Below are 19,581 nucleotides of genomic sequence, written 5' to 3'. Positions count from 1 at the left end.
GGTATGAATGAAAAAACAACGGCCGAATTAGAACACCTTCGCGGCCTGATTGATGGTGTTGATCAGCAATTACTGCACTTACTGCGTAAGCGCTTGGATCTCGTTGCGCAAGTGGGCACGGTGAAACACGGCGCCGGTTTACCTATTTATGCACCTCAGCGTGAAGCAGCCATGCTGGCTAAACGCCGTGAAGAAGCAAAAACTATGGGGATCGAGCCGCAGTTGATCGAAGATATTTTGCGTCGCTTGATGCGTGAGTCTTACCTCAATGAAAAAGATGTTGGTTTTAAGCAAGTTAAAAAAGATCTTGGCTCAGTGGTGATTGTCGGCGGTAAAGGGCAACTCGGTGGACTATTTTCACAAATGCTGACTTTATCCGGCTACCAAGTGAATTTGCTCGATAAAGACGATTGGCAGCAAGCGGATAGCTTATTTGCCGATGCGGGCATGGTGTTAGTGACAGTGCCTATTGCGATTACCTGTGAGCTTATTCGTGAAAAACTGACCCAATTACCAGCCGACTGCATTCTGGCGGATTTGACCTCCATCAAGACTGAGCCAGTTAAAGCCATGCTTGAGGCGCATTCTGGTCCCGTCGTTGGTTTTCATCCTATGTTTGGCCCTGATGTGGGCAGTCTGGCGAAGCAAGTCGTGGTGGTGTGTCATGGTCGCTCGCCGGAAAAATACCAGTGGTTGCTTGAGCAGATCGCCATTTGGGGCGCGCGGATTGTCGAAGCAGAACCAGAGCGTCACGACAATGCGATGCAGCTAGTGCAGGCAATGCGTCACTTCTCGACCTTTGTGTATGGTTTGAATCTGTGTAAGGAAGAGGCAGATATCGATACTTTACTGCAATTTAGCTCGCCGATTTACCGATTAGAATTGGCTATGGTAGGGCGCTTATTCGCCCAAAGCCCAGAGCTTTACGCCGATATTATTTTTGCCCAGCAAGATAGCCAGCATGCTATTGGTGATTATTTAGATAACTACCGTGAAGCGTTAGAACTGCTAAAACGGGGTGACAGGAACGAGTTTATTAAGCAGTTCCAAAGTGTCGCCAAATGGTTTGGGGATTTTGCACCTCAATTCCAGCGTGAAAGCCGTATTATGCTGCAATCGGTTAATGATATGAAAACCAATTAATAAATAAACAGTTACTTTTTAAAACGCCCATCATTGATGGGCGTTTTTTTATGGATTTTTAACAGTTCACATTGTATTAATTAGCAATTGCTTAAGGTGATCTTTCTCTAACATTTAGCATCTCACTTTAGAAATGACTGTCGCTTATGGCACGTTTAGGTAGACTAGTTTTAAACATGCAAATATAAAGCATGAATTTAAATTAGGAGTCTATCCATGTTCTGTATTCAGTGTGAGCAAACCATTCGTACACCCGCTGGCAATGGTTGTAGTTATTCCCAAGGTATGTGTGGCAAGTTGGCGGCAACGTCCGATCTGCAAGACTTGCTGATTTACATGCTGCAAGGCGTGTCTGTATATGCGGTTAAAGCTCGCGAGCTGGGCATTATCGATGCTGAAATTGATAGTTTTGTGCCTAAAGCCTTTTTCGCGACCCTCACCAACGTCAACTTCGATGATGAGCGCATTATGGCCTATATCCAGCAGGCGGCTAAGTATCGTGCTCAGTTAAAAGCTTCTTACGAAGCGGCTTGTGAACAAGCCGGTATTGCTGCTGAGCAAGTGCCGCAAGTCGCTCAGTTAGTGCTGGGGACCAGTAAGATTGAAATGCTAGCGCAGGCACCGATTGCATTGCTGAATAAAGATAAGCATGAAGTTCATGAAGACATCATGGGATTGAGGTTATTGTGTTTATATGGTCTTAAGGGCGCGGCTGCTTATATGGAGCATGCTCGCGTGTTGGGTCAGACTGATGCTGATGTGGCAGGGCGCTTCCATGAAATTATGTCTTTCTTAGGTGAGCCGAGTGTTGATGGCGATAAGCTGTTTACTACGGCTATGGACATAGGTCAGTTGAACTACCGCATAATGGCAATGCTGGATGCGGGTGAAACTCAAGCCTTTGGTCATCCTGAGCCAACTGTGGTCAACACTAAGTCAGTTAAGGGCAAAGCCATACTAGTCTCTGGCCATGACATGAAGGATTTAGAGCTTATTCTCGAGCAGACTGTAGGCAAGGGTATCAATGTGTTTACCCACGGTGAAATGCTTCCTGCACTGGCGTATCCAGCCTTTAAAAAATATGCTCATCTTGTCGGAAATTACGGCAGTGCTTGGCAGAATCAACAGCAAGAATTTGCCAATTTCCCTGGCGCTGTGGTGATGACATCTAACTGTATTATCGATCCAAATGTGGGTAGTTATAGTGATCGTATCTTTACTCGCAGCATAGTGGGCTGGCCTGGTGTGGTGCATATCGAAGGAGATGATTTCTCGGCTGTCATTGATAAAGCGTTAGCCTTAGAAGGCTTTATCTATGATGAAATCCCACACACTATCACTATTGGTTTTGCCCGCAATGCCTTGATGGCCGCAGCGCCCGCCGTGGTTGAAAATGTAAAGAGTGGTGCGATTAAGCATTTCTTTCTTGTTGGCGGTTGCGATGGCGACAAAGCCGACAGAAGCTACTTCACTGAACTTGCTAAATCCACACCTAAGGATTCAATAATCCTGACGCTAGGCTGTGGTAAGTACAAATTCAATAAGCTCGAATTTGGTGACATTAACGGTATTCCACGTTTGCTCGATGTGGGCCAATGTAACGATGCCTATTCAGCGATTCAGTTAGCGATTGCATTAGCTGAAGTGTTTGAATGTGATATCAATGAATTACCTCTGAGCTTAGTGCTTTCTTGGTTTGAGCAAAAAGCCATTGTAGTACTGCTGACACTGTTGTCTCTCGGGGTTAAAAATATTCGAACAGGCCCGACGCCACCTGCGTTCCTTACGGCCAATTTAGCCAAAATTTTGGAAGATAAGTTTGGCTTGCGTAATACCACGACAGTCGAAGCCGATTTAAAAAATATGTTAAACGTGGCTTAAATCAACCAAGAATTGTTGCTGAACTGCGGTTTTGGCTTGTTTACTGAGGCCGCGGTGTTTTGTGGGTAAATGCTATGAACATGAGTGTGATAGCGGGAGCGCGGGCATTATCGGTTTCGCCCCATAAACCCGGAAGTGTTAATCAATTAGTGTGCGTCGAACGCTGGAATGAAACCTCGGATGTCGTGAGTTTTCGTTTTCAAGTGGGCGAGCCGATGAAGTTTGACTATAAACCCGGTCAGTTTATGACCTTTGTGCTTGAGATTAATGGCGAGCAAGTGTGCCGCAGTTATACCTTGTCATCATCGCCATCTAGGCCCTATTCCTTGATGGTGACGATTAAGCGTGTTGCGGGTGGACTCGTATCTAATTATCTTATCGACAATCTATTACTCGGCCAGAGTGTACGAGTGCTGCCGCCCGCGGGGCAATTTAATCTGTTTGATATTGCTCGGCTAAGCCATAAACAGCCAGAGACTGAAAAGTTAGATGCTAATTTGTTAGCTATAACGGCGCAGAAATACCTTTTTTTGAGTGCTGGTTGCGGTATTACCCCCATGTACTCTATGTCGCGTTATCTGACTGATACACAAATTGATGCCGATATTGCATTTGTGCACAGTGCGCGATCAGAGAATGATATTATTTTTAAGTCATCATTGGCGACTATGGCCAACCGTTTTAATGCATTTAAGCTCAGCTACGTACTTGAGACTGTCACTGAAACACTGGGGTGTTCACCAAAGATAGCATTCGATTTCGGGCGGTTAAGTGCACAGATGCTACAAACCTTAGTACCTGATTTTGCAGAGCGTACTATCTACCTTTGTGGGCCAGAACCTTATATGCAAGCGGTAAAAGCCTTATTGGTCGAACTCAATTTTGATATGAGTCGGTTATACCATGAGAGTTTTGCCACGGCCGAGAAAGTTGCCCGTAGTCAGCTTATGCAAGCAAACTCCTCAGATGGAACGAGTGAAAACCCACCAGAAGTGGCTTTCGCCTTGTCTATTGGCGATCGAAGCACGACGCTAAATCAAGGACAAAGTCTGCTGGAGGGAATTGAGGCGGAAGGGTTGCCGATTATTGCGGCCTGTCGTTCGGGCGTTTGCGGCGCGTGTAAGTGTCAAGTCTTGGAGGGCGAAACGGTATCGACAAGCGTGATGACACTGACTACTGCAGAAATTGAAGCCGGTTTTGTACTCGCTTGCTCCACAAAATTAGCATCCGACGTGACACTTAAACTTTAACGTGCTGCTAATTAGCGTCATTTACTTGTGACTTATTTTTAAATGGATGGAAATATTTCTAATCCTTAGTTGCGCTTATCTCAGTGAGAACGTAAGGTTAATGACAAGGGCGTATGATGTTTGCGCCCAGTCTATTAGTCTGGCTGGAGTCTCTCAATGACAATGACAACCACTTATGCCGCAAAAATTGAAGACCGTACTCTGGGACATTTGTTGTACGCCTTGATGTCGGGTTTTCCCTTATTATTACTTCCTGTGCTGCTAAGTTTGTTCATTAATGTTTCCCAACGCCAATTCCATGGTAATCCATTATTGGCGTCGCATTTACGTTGGCAACGGCATTCTAATCTCGCCTTTCTTGGCTTACTAGTGCTCGGCTATTGCGTTCCACTGACTTGGCTCAGTCTTTCGATTTATCTCTTTGGGATCATTTGGTTTTGCCACAGGATCATTAAAGGGTGGTTAAGTCTATTGGATGGTTTAGAAATCTAAACTTGTGCTAGAGTCTCTAAATTGATGATTTTTAGAGGCTCTTATGTCCAGCTACCAAATTCTGTGTGTCCTCTGCGCATTGGCGCTAGTGACTTCGGTTATCTCCTCTCGCGTCCATAAACTGCAGGAAACTGTGGCCATTACTGCTATTGCCCTAGGAATGAGTTTGTTGTTGCTCCTTGGGGGAAAGGCTTTAGGTGGGGACGTTTATGTGTATTTTGTCTCTGGCTTAGAGAAACTCGATTTTCAAGCTTTACTGCTCAATGGCATGCTCGGTTTTTTACTCTTTGCCGGCGCATTACAAATCCGCTTAAAAATACTGAGGCATCAAAAGTGGGAGATCCTAATCCTTGCTTTTATAAGCACCTTATTGTCGACATTTATTATAGGTGAGCTGTTATTTTGGTTCGCGCCTATGCTAGGTCTCCCGCTAGAATTCAGCCACTGCTTACTGTTCGGCGCCTTGATTTCGCCCACCGATCCTATCGCTGTTTTGGCTATTTTAAAGAAAATGGGGGCGCCGGAAGATATTGCGATTCAAGTAGAAGGAGAATCTTTATTTAACGATGGCATAGGGTTAGTGATTTTTGTGGCAATATCGCAATTGGCTTTCTCCACCGAGCCTCTGACGTTTATCCATATCTCTGAGTTATTTATTCGTGAGGCGGTAGGTGGGGTTATTTACGGTGGCGTACTTGGCTTTTTATTGCATCATTTTTTCCACTACTGCGAGGAAGAAACGCAATTAATGCTGGTTACCCTGCTGATCCCAACCGCGGGATATGTCATGGCGGATGTGCTTGGTGTTTCAGGTCCTTTAGCTATGGTGAGTGCGGGGATCATCATAGGAAATTTCAGTGTGCCTAAGTTTTTTGCTCGCAACGAGCGAGTGAAACTATTTACTTTTTGGTCGCTGATTGAATCCTTCTTTAATGCCTTACTCTTCCTATTGCTTGGTTTATTGCTTTTGTTAGTCACTTTCAAAGCACCATTATGGTGGTTTATGTTTGTGGCTATACCAATAGTCTTGTTGGCGCGTGCAATGAGTGTGTTATTACCTTATTTAGGCTTTCGATTGTTTAAGTCATACAACCCCTATGCAGAGACGATTTTGATTTGGGGTGGCTTAAGGGGAGGATTAGCCCTCGCTATGGCGATGAGTTTGCCAGAGGGTATCGTCATAGATGCTATTGGTGGTGTGGAGCTGCGGGAGTTGTTGTTAGTGATGACCTATGCCGTCGTCGTATTTTCGATTCTAGTGCAGGGCTCTACTATGACAGGGCTTATCCGTAGGAGTAATGCCGTTACTGAACCATCGAGTGCTGTTGGCTCTTCTTAAAATGCATAAAAGCTCGCTGCGCTGCAATACTAAACAATATTAAGCCTGCTAGTCATCACACTGGCTAGCAGGCTTGTCTGAGTCAATTAGGGATAAAAGATGTCTTATTTATCCCTTAACACACTTCGAACTAACCACATTTCACTTTAAATTAAATCAATCAAGATCAAAGCGTTAGTTCGCCCGATATAATTCCCGTACCACAGCGCTTATTAAGTTAAGCGACTCATGGTCATCACTGCTAGCTAGTGGACAATTGAGTATCAATCCATCCACTTTAAGCTGTTTAATACCTTGTGTTTGAATCAATAGGGCATCATCTGATACGGCATAACTTGGGTTGATCAAAATCGGCAAATGGCTCGTGGCTTTAATCTGGATCAGACTCGCTAAATCGAGTGAAGGTAGATTGGCGTTATTTAAGGTTCTAATGCCTGAGTCACACAGGATAAGTTGCTGATTGCCTTGGCTTAAAATGACTTCTGTTGCCGTGAGTAATTCTTCAAAACTTGCCATATCGTTACGCTCAAGTATTAATGGTATCGGTAGGGTTCCAGCTTGAGTCAGTAAAGTTTGGTTAAACATCTGCTTGCCTGCGAGGAATAACATATCGGCGTGCTGGACTGCTAATGGCATATCGGCTTCTTGCGCTATGGCAATAATGCACACTAGGCCATATTGATGCAGGATTTGGCGTAGTTTAGCGAGAGTAACTTCTGCCATAGTCAGTTGATTAACCGCGCAGAGCAAAACGGCTTGGAATCCCGCTTCTTTAAGCTGCTTCATTTGCTGCTCGAAAGCCGATAATGCTAAATGTGAAATGTCATTATTCAGTGTGATTTGGGCTATGGCACAGACATGCCCTGCACCGATTGTCATTGCGCCACAGTTGATTTCACTGGCTTGCTCTTTATAGGCTTTGCTATATCGAACTGGACTGGCATTAGCACCATTTTCGCTGATGACTTGATCCTTAGAGGTGCTGGGCTCAATCAGTAGCTGGCTGTTGCTCAGCTGTGTGGGCTTGACTGTTTCACAAGGATAACAGCCTAATACTTTGATAAAACGGGTGATCCGCTCTAGTTGTTTTAAACCTGCCTGCATAGATTCACTGGAGATATTCGCGTCGATATCCAAATAGAACATTTCTTCCCAAGGTGTTCCTGGAATCGGGCGTGACTCTAATTTACTCATGTTTAACTGATGCGCTTTTAGAACCAGTAAGGCTTCCACTAAAGCACCAGCTTTTTGGCCTGTTGCCATGATCAATGTAGTCTTAGCGGGTAACTGCTCTGGTACGGCAACGGCTTTGCGTGCAACAACGATAAAGCGGCTTTGGTTGATCTTCTGATTCGCTAAACCTGCTTCTATGGACTCAAGTTGATAGAGTGCACCACCTTCGGCGCTGCCAATCGCTGCTGCATTGTTATCTGGACTTTGGTTTACCTTTTCCATTGCTTCTGCGCTGCTTGAGCAGTATTCCAGTCTCAAGTCTTTGTGTTGAGTTAAATATCTGCTGCATTGGCTAATAGGCTGAGGGTGGGCATAGACAGTTTTGATCTCAGCTAATTTACTGCCAGCTTTTCCTAGTAGGCAATGGCTGACTTCAATCGTCGTTTCGCCAACAATCGACAGACTGGTGTGCTGTAGCACGTCGTAGACTTCGTTGATTGAACCTGAAGATGTGTTCTCAATCGGCAGGAAACCATAATCAGCATGTCCAGACTCAACGGCTTGCACTATTTCATCGAAAGTTTGGCAACCTAAGTCCAGCATTTCAACTTGGCGACGTTGGCAATAGCGTGTAGCTGCGAGATAAGAGTATGAACCTCTAGCACCGAGGTAAGCGATACAATACTGTTGTTTTTGTGTCTCTGGATTGGCGCGGCCGTGAAGGTAAGCTTGTTGATTCAATACTGAATCTTCAATGATGCTCTGGTAAAGGGAGATAACATAGTGGGCATCTAATCCTTTCTCTCTGCCTTCTTTCACGAGGCGAGCGAGCAGTTCTTTTTCCCTTTGAGTATCTCTGATGGGTCTGACATCCACTTCTTTGCTACGGGCTACTTCTAAACTTAAGCGACGGCGCTCAGCGAGTAATGCCAGCAGTTCATTATCCAGATGGGTGATCTGCTCTCGGGTTTGATTTAAAGGCTGTGGTGTATGCATTCTGACCTCAATTGCCGCCATGTATTTTATCAATCGTTTAAGACAAAAAAGCCTCCCAGTTGGGAGGCTTTGGATTTTTACTTTCGTTTTTACACAGTAAATCCGCCTCCTAGAGTGGGGGTGTAAAAAAGAAAGTAAAAAAAACTGCAGTTATCATTTTCATGGTCTTAAAACTAAAGGGCTAGGGCTTAGCTGTCAATCAAAACTTTCTTAAAGGTAATCTAAAAAGAAAGCGCACCCGAGGGTGCGCTGGTTTGGTTCAAGTATGTATATATGGTCAAGCGAGTTTATCCTCCTTATGGTCAGTGTGGGACAAGGTAACACATTCGTTTATCTTACATTTACGTGTAACAGTAAAACGTTGACAACTCACTAGATAACGACTTGCATTTACAATGAACATTAACAAGTACTTTATGCGGCATAGCGTATAACCTTGAAACTATGCAGTTTGCAGTACCAGCGAACTTACGTTGACATGTCTTGCACTTATATTTTAACAATTAACACTTGCATGGAGCTATAACATTAAAAACTAACACTAACAAAACGAACATTTAAAAATAAACGATTTACGGCTCATTGGTTGTACTAGGTACATTTTGCTGTAAGAACAGCTTAGCCTTGTCACGCGTTTAGGTCTTGCTACTTACATTATTACCATTATTACTTTTTACTTTAAAACCTAACATTTTAATACATGGAGCGTATAAAAAGCTCTCATTTACTGTTATTACAATTTTCGTCAAGTCTAGATTTCCTCCTTTTTAGTTGATAAGTAAACATTATTTAAGGTGTCTATAAATATCAAAACTCAACTAATGGTAAACGTTAACACATTACATAAATAAACATTTATACGATTTACAGTTTTTACTATACAAATAACACTAAGTAAACTAATGACTTTTAATCAAATCAACGTATTGCACTTACATTAAACACTTACATTAAATCACACGCTAAAAACGCTAACTAACATATCAGTGTAAATATGACTCTCTTCATATAACTAATCTACATCTAACTAAACGTGACAGTTGTTACCTCATTTATCTCAGTGTTTAGCACGTATTGGTGCTGACCCGTTTTACAATAAACGCTTTTATTCATATAGCTTTTGTAAATGTGATTTTTGTTTATGTTTACCTGAGCCTCCATTGTGAATATAAACAATTTGATAGTTAAAGGTTTTGCTAATGTACTCGTTGTACTGTACTCGGCTCCTTATGTTAACTCTGGTATTCAGCAATGCCGCCTGTTTCTGGTGTTCATCCTGATATTGGGTCAAAATTGAGTACTGCTTTTGGTGAATGCCAACATACTTGATTGTTTCTAAAATCAAATTGTTCGCTTTTGTGTTGCCTCCTTTCCAAACTTGCTATTGAAAGTGGAACCTAGTTGAAAGTAAAACTTGAAATTTTAAACGTAGAAATTATAAGTAAAATTAATCATTAACAGTAAACCTTGGTACTTAAAACCTTAGTGCTTAAAACTATAAGGCTTAGATTAGTAGTGCTCCTTAGTTATATCCAGTAACGTTACTTAGAACTTAAGATCTGTTAATCAATATTTGTAAATCAAAATTTAAAGTAAATCAACATTTGAAACGATTTAAATCCGCACCACTTCGATTCTTGCTGTCACTTTGTAAAGTGTAGTAGGTATTTAGTCAAAAGAACTGTTTTTCTCATCATTAAAATGATTGCACTAAGCTTTTGTAAAAACTGTGATCTGATTAAATATTTCTACTTTATTGCTCTCAAAGTGATGCGTTTCTCGCACTCACCAGATTTAAATTATGCCGCATCTTCCTCCTCGTACTCGTCGTCAATTTCAACAACATTATTAGTCGGTGTTAGTGATGTGGAGCGTTGAGCTTCAGGTTTGTGTGTTATGCGATTGAGCTGCTTCTCTAATTTTTGGCCCATAGCGTTAATCGCAGTATATAAATTTTCATGTTTTGCTTGAGCGAAGAGTTCTCCATTTGGGATGCCAACCGATGCTTCAATTTTGAAACCAGGTTTCTCCTCCGTAATGATTACATGGGGATTTATCATTTGCACATCATGCCTTGAAAGTTTTTCAAAACGGCTTTCAATGCGTTCGCGAATAGGAGATGTGACTTCAAGTTGCTTGCTAGTAATCTTTAGCATATTTCGAACCTTCTGTTGTTTCCTTGGATTTCAGATTACCAAGGTTCGCACTATAAAACGAGATGTAGATCACGTTTTTGTGCCCATTAGATACTGTTCGTTGGATATTTGATCACTTAGACAAATATCAATAATTCTTGGCCCAAAAGCCTTGTATTGCCAGCTAAATGGGGTCATATTCGATGGGATAACTCCGCAGTCTTTGCCCTTATTTACTTATATTTACTTTAAGTTTCATCCCGAATCCCGATAAAATACCTCTACTTATTCCATTCGGTCACTTTGAGTTTGCCCATTTTATGAATACTGAACATGTTAAAATTAAGGTCTGGGATTTACCCACGCGAATTTTCCATTGGGGCATGGTGTGTCTGTTGGCACTTTTATGGTGGAGTGCCGATGCGGGCGAAATGCAGTGGCATCAAATTTTTGCTTATAGTTTGCTGATCCTTATTGGATTTAGGATCCTCTGGGGGCTCATTGGTAGCGATACGGCAAGGTTTAGCCACTTTGTTCATCACCCCAAAGTTGTACTCGATTACTTGAGATCGATTCGAACTAAAGGGATGTCTGTGGTACTTGGACACAATCCTATCGGTGGCTATATGGTCATCGCGTTGATTGGGATCATTAGCCTTCAATTAGTAACAGGCCTTTTTGCGACCGATGATATTTTTACCGAAGGTCCGCTATATAGCTATGTCAGTTCAGATACCAGTGGTTTTTTGACTTGGTTACACAAAACGAACTTTAACCTTATTCTCTTGCTGAGTGTCATTCATGTACTGGCTGTGATTATTCATGCCATGAAAGGGGATAAGTTAGTTGGTGCTATGATCAGTGGTTACAAGAAAGTCTCGAAGGTTGCTTTTTCATCAAGTGCGAAGAGCGAGCTTCGATTCAAGTCTGAGTGGCTTGCTTTAGTGCTGTTCACAGTATGCGCGGCAGTGGTATTTGGCTATTTAATGTGGCCAATAGTGCAAGTTCTGTAGATTTATACTCAGTTTGGGAACATCAAAAAGCCTGCTATTTAGCAGGCTTTTTGATGGGAAAAACAACGTCAAATTAATCTTTCTTATAAATGTCGTGACAACTTTTACAGCTTTTTCCTGTGTCCATAAAGGCTTGTTTGATTTCAGCTTGATTACCTTTTTGAGCTACAGTAGCCAGAATGGCAGCATTCTCTTGGAAGGTTTTCATTTTTGCATCAAAATCAGCTCTGTCTTGCCAAACTTTGGCTAGGGCTTCGGTATCACCTTTGTCTGAGCCATCAATAAAACCTTCGAAAGGAAGTTTGGATAATGCAGCAACATTCGTTGCGCGCATTGCGAAGGTTTCTGCTTCGAAAGGTTTTTTACCTTTCATCATGGCAGCCATATCGCCGAAGTTATAAGCAATAAGACCAAATGCAGATTGGCGGTATTCAATTGCATCTTTAGAGTCTTCGAAATTGTGTGCTTGTGCAGTTGAAGCCAATAAGGTACTGGCAACGAGAGTAAGTAGTAATTTTTTCATCGTATTCTCACAAATTAGCGTCGAAGTGTGACATTGCACGTCTATTGTACACAAATTAACTTGATGTACTAGAAGCAATTTTGTCAGTTTTTGTCTGGATCAGACTGCTAAACGTAACAATTTATTTGTAAGTAGGCGAAATCTGTTAGACTGCTAATGTAATGCTTGAACAGTACTTATGAGGGTGATTATGCGAGCTAACTGGGATCTAGTATTAGAAAAAATTTTGAGCCACAGCAATTATGAAGATCTTTCTGTGTTGTTTCATTTACTGTTAACCGAAGAAGAACGTAGTGCCGTTGCCGGACGTTTGAAGGTCTTTCAATTGCTGCTAGACGGGGAAATGAGTCAAAGGCATATCGCTGCGGAATATGAAGTCAGTATTGCAACGATTACACGTTGTTCTAATTATTTGAAGAATATGTCTTCTGAGCATAGGGCGAAAGTTCAAAAACTAATTGGTTAGTGTTCACTTGGATACAACTCTTATGAATATCATCTGCTCCTATTGTGGTGAATAGAACTAAGTCTTAAGGCGTGATGGGAAGCTTATGACGACGATAGAGGGAACGACGAACCAGAATGTATAAGCCGTAGCTGAGTAAACAGATAGCCAGAATTGGGTAAAGATCCTTGGGAAGGAATTTAAAGATAGCCAGCGCCGCTAAGAGATAGATAAAAGGTATAAAGTTATAAATTATCTCGGGAAGATAACCCGATTTACGTCGTTTGGCCGAGTCTGTTCGACGGTTTTGAGAACGCATAACGTAGATCCTCGCACCTAATACAAATACCACAGTTGCCGCTATCAAGGCATAGTTGATGTCGAGTGCAATAAAACTCGAACTACCGAGCGCCATGTAGCCAAAAGGCAAAATTTCGTAAAGGGGTTTGGTTAACATAAGCACTCCGTCGCTTAACTTAGGTTGATATCAATATCTAATTGAAAATATTCATATAAAATTTGAATACTTCAATTTACCAGTCAGTTATTTATCTATTACGAATATTATAAACGCTTGTGTATAAAAAATGCACGACCTTAAATTAAGGGCGTGCATTTTAAAAGGTTAAACCATGGCAGTTTAATCACTTACGGATAAACAACTTCTCGTTTAACTTCTGGTATCAGGCTTTGTTTAGCCGCGGCAACCACAGCCGCCATTGCCGTCACAGCCTGTTTTAGGTGTGTCGCAGGCTTCGTGTTCTTCATGGTGGTGTCCATGATCGTGGTCTGAACCACCACCACAACAGCCGCCCGCTTCTTGTTTACCTGAACCGCCACAGCATCCACCGCCGTGGTCGTGATCATGTCCATGGCTTCCACAACCACCTTGGGCATGAATGTGGCCATGAGCGATTTCTTCGGCTGAGGCTTCACGAATGTCAACGATTTCGACGCTGAAATTGAGCGATTGGCCCGCTAAAGGATGGTTGCCATCGACGATAACCACATCGTCTTTCACTTCCATGACTTGAACTGGGCGCTGACCCATTTCAGTTTCAGCGATGAAGCGCATACCTGGGACGATATCTTCGATATCACCAAAGGCTTCTAATGGCACGGCTTGACGTAGGCCATCGTGATAAGGCCCATAGGCTTCTTCGGCGCTAATAGTGACATCGAGTTTTTCGCCTTTGCTTTTACCATCTAATGCGGCTTCTAAACCTGGGATCAGGTTTTCAGTGCCGTGTAGATATAGCATAGGTTCAGAGTCGAAAGAGTCTTCTAATAGTCTGCCTTCTTGATCTGATAAACGGTAATGAATGGTTACCGCGCTGTGTTGAGTGATCTTCATATCGCCTCCAATTCGTAATGTGCGCGCATAATAACGTGCTTTTTTAGTGCTGGCGATAATTTGAAGTGGCTTATGTTAGATATCGCACAGGTTTTTTTTAGGCAAATTTGTCGGTGCTTTACGGTAGAAAGGATGAGTAATGTGATTTTTGCTCGTTAGCCTGTCAATTTAGCCTGAGTGATGAGTTAGAACAAATAACGCATTACTTGAAAATGTATTATAAATAATTATATTAAAAACAAGTGATTATCTAATGTTTTTCGTGCCGCATTACGTTGACGTTAACAGTTATCTATTGCGTAAATCGCATTTTTACCCCTAGAAAACTTCATATTAACGAATCTTGATGCAGTATTTTATCGAGCGTTAATATTTGCCTATAAATAATCCATTTTAGGGGTTGACAAGCGCGGGTAAAAAAAGCAATTCTGTTTATCAAGAAATTAACATGGATTAGCCCAAACACATGCATAGCCTAGGTTTCGTAGTAACTACCATTATTACAACCACCACTACAACAACAGTGGGGGCGGGCTGATACACCCTAAAGAATTTTAACGATGAGCCCGCTTCCCACAAAGAAGCGGGCTTTTTTGTTTCTAGCTCTTATTTCTAAGTCGGGCGCGGTACAGGAGAACAAGATGAAAGTAATGAAATTTGGTGGTACCTCGCTTGCAAATTGGCAGCGATTCTCGATGGCGGCGGATATCGTTGCTAAGTCATCTAAGCTTGAACCCATAGCCACTGTGCTATCGGCCCCGGCGACTGTGACAAATGCGTTACTAGAAATGGTTGATGTAGCAGTCAAAGGTGAAGATTATTCGCCTGTGCTGCAGCATGTTGAGCGGGTATTTACCTCGCTATACCAAGATGCTGTTACTTCAATGTTGTCGAGTGAGCAGAGTGAACAGCTCTTTTCTGGACTTAATGCACAGCTGGTGATTTGGCAGGATAGATTACGTGGCATTAGCTTACTGCAAGAGTGTCCTGATGGCATACGTGCTGAAATCGTGGTGGCAGGTGAGCGTTTATCGGCAGCCTTGATGGAACAAGTGATGCTATCTAAGGGGATCACATCTGCTCAACTCGATCCGCGCGCCTTGTTTCTAGGTCGTGGTCGGCCGTTAGAATCCGTGGTCGATATCGCTGTGAGTAAGCCAAGGTTTCGTGCGTTGGCATTAGGTGAAAAGCGCGTATGGGTAATGCCGGGATTCACCGCCGCCGATGAACAGGGCAAAGTGGTGACGTTAGGCCGTAATGGTTCTGACTATTCTGCTGCTGTGCTTGCTGCCTGTTTAGATGCGTCAAGTTGTGAAATCTGGACCGATGTTGACGGTGTTTATAATACCGATCCCCGTGTGGTTGCCGATGCTAAGCTGTTATCACAACTCAGCTATCAAGAGGCGATGGAACTCTCCTATTTTGGCGCTAAGGTGCTGCATCCTAAGACGATTGCGCCTATCGCCCAGTTCCATATTCCCTGTTATATCAAAAACAGTTTTAACCCCGATGCGCCCGGCACTCTGGTATCAAACCAAGCCGATGAAACGGGCTTACAGGTTAAAGCTATCTCCAATTTAGATAACCAGACCATGTTTGATATATCAGGCCCTGGCATGAAAGGCATGGTTGGCATGGCGAGCCGTACCCTTGCGGCGATTTCCCGCAGCGGCGTGTCTGTGTCTTTAATCACCCAAAGTTCCTCTGAATACAGTATTAGTTTCTGTGTGGCGACGTCTGACTCGGCCAAAGTGAAATGGGCCTTAGAGCAAGAGTTTGAATTAGAAATAAAAAGTGACTTGCTTGAACCTATCGCTATGCGTCATGAGCTCGCCATCGTTTCTTTGATTGGTGATGGCATGCGCACTCACAAAGGGGTGGCAGCGCGTTTCTTCCAAGCGCTAGCGCAGGCAAGCGTGAACATTATCGCCATCGCCCAAGGTTCGTCCGAGCGCTCGATTTCGACTGTGATCGAGCAGCGTAAGACTAAGCATGCGGTGGCGGCTTGTCATCAAGGCTTTTTCGATGTGCAGCAGTATTTAGATGTGTTTTTAGTGGGTTGCGGCAATGTGGGGGCAGGCCTACTTGAGCAGATAAAACAACAGTCCGCCATGCTCAAAGAGCAACACATCAGTATCCGTGTTTGCGGCATAGTAAATTCGAACAAGATGTTACTCGACAGCGCAGGCATCGATTTAAACAATTGGTCAAGTTTGCTTTCCGATAGTCAGCAAGCCTGTGATATTCCAGCGTTACTTGCATGGGTGAAAGAGCAACAATTACTGAATCCTGTGCTGGTGGATTGCACTTCGAGCGAGCAAGTGTCGGATTTGTATTTGGATGTGATGAACTCAGGTTTGCATGTGGTCACGCCGAACAAAAAGTCGAACACTCGCGATTATGCTTATTATCAAGCACTTCGCCAAACGGCATTAAAACAGCGTCGCCAATTTTTATACGAAACCACAGTCGGCGCGGGTTTACCTGTGATCGATAACCTGAAAAAACTGTTATTTGCGGGTGATAAACTGCATAAGTTTAACGGTATTTTATCGGGCTCTTTATCCTTTATTTTCGGCATGCTCGATGAAGGTATGACGCTTTCCGAGGCGACTGATCTGGCGCGGGAAAAATGTTTTACTGAGCCCGATCCCCGTGATGATTTGAGTGGTATGGATGTGGCGCGTAAAGTGCTCATTCTTGCCCGTGAAGTGGGACTAAAGTTAGAGCTCAGTGACGTGCAGGTTGAATCTGTATTGCCAGCCGAGTTTGATGATTCAGGTGATGTTGAAAGCTTTATGGCACGATTACCGCAAGTTGATGCTGCAATTGCCGCAAAAGTGGCGCAGGCCAAAGCTCAAGGTAAAGTGTTGCGTTATGTTGGGCAAATTGAGGATGGTGTGTGCCGTGTGCGTATCGCCGAAGTGGATGCACAGGATCCGCTTTATAGCGTTAAAGGCGGTGAAAATGCCTTGGCGTTCTATAGCCGCTATTATCAGCCCATTCCCTTTGTGCTACGCGGCTATGGCGCAGGGACTGAAGTGACCGCTGCTGGTGCCTTTGCCGATGTATTAAGAACCTTGAATTGGACTCGTGAGGTGAGTGTATGAGTTTGACCGTTTACGCTCCAGCCTCTATGGGTAATGTGGGCGTCGGATTTGATTTACTCGGTGCAGCATTAGCGCCGATTGATGGTAGTTTACTGGGCGACAGAGTGACTATCGCCGCGGTAGCGTCGGGTGTGAGTTTGGCGCAGACTGGTGCTTGGGCCCATAAACTGCCTGAAAATCCGAAAGACAATATAGTGTACCAATGTGCCGAATTCTTCTTAACAGCCATGAGTAAGGAGTTTTTAACTGCGCAGGGTAAAGCAGATGAAGGCGTGGCACTCACACTGGAAAAGAACCTGCCCGTCGGCAGTGGTTTAGGGTCGAGTGCCAGCTCTGTCGTGGCGGCGTTATATGCCTTGAATGAACATTTTGATAGACCCTATAACGAGCAAGCACTGCTGGAACTGATGGGCGAGTTTGAAGGGAAGATCAGCGGCAGTGTGCATTATGACAACGTCGCTCCTTGTTACTTGGGCGGCATGCAATTGATGCTCAATGTGCCGGGTACAGTTTGCGAAGCAATACCCAGCTTTAAAGAATGGTATTGGGTTGTGGCCTATCCTGGGATTTCACTCTCAACGGCAATGATGCGCAAACTCATGCCTGATCAATATGATAAAAGTGTCACTATCGATTTTGGCCGTTATTTAAGCGCCTTTGTTCATGCGTCTTACCAGCAGAATGCCAAGCTTGCGATCAGCGTATTAAAGGATGTGTTAGCCGAGCCCTATCGCGCCGCCGCGATTCCGGGTTACGACAAGGCCAGAGCCGCTTTAGCCGATTTAGGCATGTTGACTACGGGGATTTCGGGCAGCGGCCCAACGCTGTTTTCGATTACCGATGATTTAGCCACGGCAAATACCGCTAAAGCTTGGTTAGAGGCGCATTATCTCATCGAGGTGGGTGGCTTTGCCCACGTGTGTCGCCTCGATGAGCAAGGCACACGTAGAGTCGATTAATCGTTAATTTAGCTAAGACTAAGTACCCCAAATTAGCATTTAAGGTTTAGCATCAAAAGGTTGAGTTGAGCATGGAACTATATAATTTAAAACACCCTTCGCAGAAAGTGAGCTTTAAAGAAGCGGTACAACTGGGGTTAGGTAAAGACAGAGGTTTGTTCTTTCCTAGTCAAATACCCGTACTAGACGATATTGAAGGGCTGCTGGCGTTGCCATTCGTTGAGCGCAGTAAAAAAGTACTCGGCGCATGGCTTGCCTCTGAGTTAGGCCAAGATGCGGTCGATGAATTAGTTGAGCGTGCCTTTAACTTTGATTTACCTTTGGTTGCCGTCGATGAGCAGCGTGCCTGCCTCGAATTATTCCACGGTCCAACACTGGCATTTAAAGATTTCGGTGCACGTTTTATGGCGCAATGCGTCAATGCCTTTGTGGGTGACACGCGCTTAACCATTTTGACTGCGACCTCGGGCGACACTGGCGCAGCGGTTGCCGATGCCTTCTATGGACTTGAGAAAGTCAATGTGGTGGTGCTCTATCCCAAGGGTAAGATCAGTGAACTACAGGAAAAGATGTTCACTACGTTGGGCAAAAATATCCATACAGTTGCCGTCTCGTCCGATTTCGATGCCTGCCAAGATCTGGTTAAGCGCGCCTTTGATGATCCCGAAGTCCGCGATGGGCTGAGCTTAAACTCGGCAAATTCTATCAACATCAGCCGGTTACTCGCGCAAATTTGCTATTACTTTGAAGCGGTTGCCCAGTCTAAACAACGCCATGAAGCCGATCCTGTGATTTCAGTGCCAAGTGGTAACTTTGGCAATCTCACCGCAGGTTTATTCGCTAAAGCCATGGGATTACCGGTTAAACGCTTTATTGCTGCGACCAATGCCAACGATACTGTGCCGCGTTATTTAGACAATGGCCAATGGCAGCCCAATCCGACTCAAGCGACTATGTCCAATGCCATGGATGTGAGTGAACCCAGTAACTGGCCGCGTGTGGAAGCCATTTGTGAGAAATTAGGCTGGCCACTGAGTAGCTTAGTGGGTATTCGCTTATCGGAGGAGCAAACGTCACAGGCGCTGGCCGAGTTACACGCTCACGGTTATGTGTCTGAGCCCCACGCGGCGATTGCGGCTAAGGCCTTATCTTTAACCTTAGTGCCCGATGAAGTGGGTATATTTTTGGGGACGGCGCATCCCGCTAAATTTAAGGATATTGTGGATAGAGAGTTAACGCTTAACTTACCCTTGCCGCCTGAGCTTGAAGCTGTTGCGAGTAAGCCCATCTTATCTGCGGAATTAGCGGCAGATTTTGCTGCATTAAAAGTGCATTTATTCAAAATATTAGCTTAAGGGCTTTAGCCCTACTGATGTCTGCCTAGCAGTGGAATAACATGGCGTAAAAGCAGGAAGGGAGCTTGGCTCCCTTTTTTTACAAGTGTGAGTTTTATGGTGGGGAATTGATGAGCTTGTGTTACTAGCGAACATAAAACAACCATTAGTTAACTACATGATATTTAATTAACCTGAGATCGGTTTAACAAGCCATAACTGTAATAGCATTAAACTCTGCGTTAGTGAGGTTCAGTTGTGGCTTATTGTCTTTCAATTGATAGGCGATGAGTCCGGCAATCATATTTAGCATAAAACCATGCACGCTGCGGTGTCTAGAGTGTTCTATTTGAGAGATATTTTTTAACTGGTCGTTGATGGTTTCTATGATGAAACGTCTCGACAGCATCGCTCTATCCCACAACAACATTGCC

The 19,581-nt window shown here is 43.8% G+C and carries 16 protein-coding genes and 1 other annotated feature; of the genes, 10 read left to right on the top strand and 6 right to left on the bottom strand.

Features of this window, described 5'->3' with window-relative positions:
• The first annotated feature begins 3 nt into the window (after positions 1 to 3).
• The 5 genes from tyrA (at position 4) to L5M18_RS07400 (ending at position 6,105) form a co-directional block, all read left to right on the top strand.
• Complete coding sequence (tyrA, locus tag L5M18_RS07420; RefSeq protein ID WP_028760808.1) at positions 4 to 1,143, top strand: bifunctional chorismate mutase/prephenate dehydrogenase; 1,140 nt, start codon at positions 4 to 6, stop codon at positions 1,141 to 1,143.
• Between the two features lie 216 nt (positions 1,144 to 1,359).
• Positions 1,360 to 3,024: a hydroxylamine reductase gene (gene hcp / locus L5M18_RS07415; protein ID WP_263196424.1), complete on the top strand. Its 1,665-nt coding sequence runs from the start codon at positions 1,360 to 1,362 to the stop codon at positions 3,022 to 3,024.
• A 74-nt stretch (positions 3,025 to 3,098) separates the two neighbouring features.
• The gene (locus tag L5M18_RS07410) at positions 3,099 to 4,274 is read left to right on the top strand and encodes a hybrid-cluster NAD(P)-dependent oxidoreductase (RefSeq protein ID WP_263196423.1); all 1,176 of its coding nucleotides are present in this window, start codon (positions 3,099 to 3,101) and stop codon (positions 4,272 to 4,274) included.
• A 156-nt stretch (positions 4,275 to 4,430) separates the two neighbouring features.
• On the top strand, positions 4,431 to 4,766 hold the full coding sequence (locus L5M18_RS07405) for a hypothetical protein (RefSeq protein WP_105249849.1): 336 nt from the start codon (positions 4,431 to 4,433) through the stop codon (positions 4,764 to 4,766).
• Positions 4,767 to 4,809: 43 nt separating this feature from the next.
• A complete protein-coding gene (locus L5M18_RS07400; RefSeq protein WP_263165651.1) occupies positions 4,810 to 6,105 on the top strand; it encodes a cation:proton antiporter in 1,296 nt (431 codons plus the stop codon).
• A gap of 174 nt (positions 6,106 to 6,279) precedes the next feature.
• Here L5M18_RS07400 and L5M18_RS07395 read toward each other — a convergent pair whose 3' ends face one another.
• On the bottom strand, positions 6,280 to 8,274 hold the full coding sequence (locus tag L5M18_RS07395) for a chorismate mutase (RefSeq protein ID WP_263196422.1): 1,995 nt from the start codon (positions 8,272 to 8,274) through the stop codon (positions 6,280 to 6,282).
• A gap of 41 nt (positions 8,275 to 8,315) precedes the next feature.
• Positions 8,316 to 8,432 (bottom strand) — a sequence feature (Phe leader region).
• 1,641 nt (positions 8,433 to 10,073) lie between these two features.
• The gene (gene hpf / locus L5M18_RS07390; protein WP_105249847.1) at positions 10,074 to 10,430 is read right to left on the bottom strand and encodes a ribosome hibernation-promoting factor, HPF/YfiA family; all 357 of its coding nucleotides are present in this window, start codon (positions 10,428 to 10,430) and stop codon (positions 10,074 to 10,076) included.
• Positions 10,431 to 10,729: 299 nt separating this feature from the next.
• Here hpf and L5M18_RS07385 point away from each other — a divergent pair, with 299 nt between their 5' ends.
• Complete coding sequence (locus L5M18_RS07385; RefSeq protein ID WP_219250092.1) at positions 10,730 to 11,422, top strand: cytochrome b/b6 domain-containing protein; 693 nt, start codon at positions 10,730 to 10,732, stop codon at positions 11,420 to 11,422.
• 73 nt (positions 11,423 to 11,495) lie between these two features.
• Here the strand turns inward: L5M18_RS07385 and L5M18_RS07380 are convergent, their stop codons facing one another.
• The gene (locus L5M18_RS07380; protein ID WP_219250093.1) at positions 11,496 to 11,945 is read right to left on the bottom strand and encodes a c-type cytochrome; all 450 of its coding nucleotides are present in this window, start codon (positions 11,943 to 11,945) and stop codon (positions 11,496 to 11,498) included.
• A 190-nt stretch (positions 11,946 to 12,135) separates the two neighbouring features.
• On the opposite strand from L5M18_RS07380, the gene trpR reads away from it, so the two are divergent.
• Positions 12,136 to 12,411: a trp operon repressor gene (gene trpR, locus L5M18_RS07375; protein ID WP_028760799.1), complete on the top strand. Its 276-nt coding sequence runs from the start codon at positions 12,136 to 12,138 to the stop codon at positions 12,409 to 12,411.
• Positions 12,412 to 12,475: 64 nt separating this feature from the next.
• On the opposite strand, the gene L5M18_RS07370 is transcribed toward trpR, so the two are convergent.
• Both L5M18_RS07370 and slyD read right to left on the bottom strand, forming a co-directional pair.
• Entirely contained in the window at positions 12,476 to 12,847 is a 372-nt protein-coding gene (locus L5M18_RS07370) for a hypothetical protein (RefSeq protein WP_263146093.1), read from the bottom strand.
• 237 nt (positions 12,848 to 13,084) lie between these two features.
• Entirely contained in the window at positions 13,085 to 13,744 is a 660-nt protein-coding gene (slyD, locus tag L5M18_RS07365; RefSeq protein ID WP_263196420.1) for a peptidylprolyl isomerase, read from the bottom strand.
• Between the two features lie 641 nt (positions 13,745 to 14,385).
• Here slyD and thrA point away from each other — a divergent pair.
• The 3 genes from thrA to thrC all read left to right on the top strand — a co-directional run bounded on the left by thrA (position 14,386) and on the right by thrC (position 19,168).
• A complete protein-coding gene (thrA, locus tag L5M18_RS07360) occupies positions 14,386 to 16,854 on the top strand; it encodes a bifunctional aspartate kinase/homoserine dehydrogenase I (RefSeq protein WP_263196418.1) in 2,469 nt (822 codons plus the stop codon).
• Positions 16,851 to 17,813 (top strand): homoserine kinase, encoded by a 963-nt coding sequence (gene thrB, locus L5M18_RS07355; protein WP_263196417.1) that lies wholly within the window; start codon positions 16,851 to 16,853, stop codon positions 17,811 to 17,813. Before thrA ends, thrB begins: the two co-directional genes overlap by 4 nt.
• 71 nt (positions 17,814 to 17,884) lie before the next feature.
• Positions 17,885 to 19,168 (top strand): threonine synthase, encoded by a 1,284-nt coding sequence (thrC, locus tag L5M18_RS07350; protein ID WP_263196415.1) that lies wholly within the window; start codon positions 17,885 to 17,887, stop codon positions 19,166 to 19,168.
• Positions 19,169 to 19,352: 184 nt separating this feature from the next.
• Here the strand turns inward: thrC and L5M18_RS07345 are convergent.
• Positions 19,353 to 19,581, bottom strand: a 229-nt coding sequence (locus L5M18_RS07345) for a transposase (protein WP_263196414.1), incomplete at its 5' end; no start/stop codon positions are given.

This window comes from Shewanella sp. SM20, assembly GCF_025654545.1.
GTDB lineage: Bacteria > Pseudomonadota > Gammaproteobacteria > Enterobacterales > Shewanellaceae > Shewanella > Shewanella oncorhynchi.
Note: the sequence above shows the minus strand (reverse complement) of the source record. Positions and strands in the feature narration are given on the sequence as shown.

Excerpts from the sequence above, each read along its gene's own strand:
- L5M18_RS07410 (WP_263196423.1), top strand. The coding sequence starts at position 3,099 with ATGAACATGAGTGTGATAGCGGGAGCGCGGGCATTATCGGTTTCGCCC.
- trpR (WP_028760799.1), top strand. The coding sequence starts at position 12,136 with ATGCGAGCTAACTGGGATCTAGTATTAGAAAAAATTTTGAGCCACAGC.
- tyrA (WP_028760808.1), top strand. The coding sequence starts at position 4 with ATGAATGAAAAAACAACGGCCGAATTAGAACACCTTCGCGGCCTGATT.
- hpf (WP_105249847.1), bottom strand. The coding sequence starts at position 10,430 with ATGCTAAAGATTACTAGCAAGCAACTTGAAGTCACATCTCCTATTCGC.
- thrA (WP_263196418.1), top strand. The coding sequence starts at position 14,386 with ATGAAAGTAATGAAATTTGGTGGTACCTCGCTTGCAAATTGGCAGCGA.
- L5M18_RS07380 (WP_219250093.1), bottom strand. The coding sequence starts at position 11,945 with ATGAAAAAATTACTACTTACTCTCGTTGCCAGTACCTTATTGGCTTCA.
- slyD (WP_263196420.1), bottom strand. The coding sequence starts at position 13,744 with ATGAAGATCACTCAACACAGCGCGGTAACCATTCATTACCGTTTATCA.
- hcp (WP_263196424.1), top strand. The coding sequence starts at position 1,360 with ATGTTCTGTATTCAGTGTGAGCAAACCATTCGTACACCCGCTGGCAAT.
- L5M18_RS07395 (WP_263196422.1), bottom strand. The coding sequence starts at position 8,274 with ATGCATACACCACAGCCTTTAAATCAAACCCGAGAGCAGATCACCCAT.
- L5M18_RS07405 (WP_105249849.1), top strand. The coding sequence starts at position 4,431 with ATGACAATGACAACCACTTATGCCGCAAAAATTGAAGACCGTACTCTG.
- L5M18_RS07385 (WP_219250092.1), top strand. The coding sequence starts at position 10,730 with ATGAATACTGAACATGTTAAAATTAAGGTCTGGGATTTACCCACGCGA.
- thrC (WP_263196415.1), top strand. The coding sequence starts at position 17,885 with ATGGAACTATATAATTTAAAACACCCTTCGCAGAAAGTGAGCTTTAAA.
- L5M18_RS07400 (WP_263165651.1), top strand. The coding sequence starts at position 4,810 with ATGTCCAGCTACCAAATTCTGTGTGTCCTCTGCGCATTGGCGCTAGTG.
- thrB (WP_263196417.1), top strand. The coding sequence starts at position 16,851 with ATGAGTTTGACCGTTTACGCTCCAGCCTCTATGGGTAATGTGGGCGTC.
- L5M18_RS07370 (WP_263146093.1), bottom strand. The coding sequence starts at position 12,847 with ATGTTAACCAAACCCCTTTACGAAATTTTGCCTTTTGGCTACATGGCG.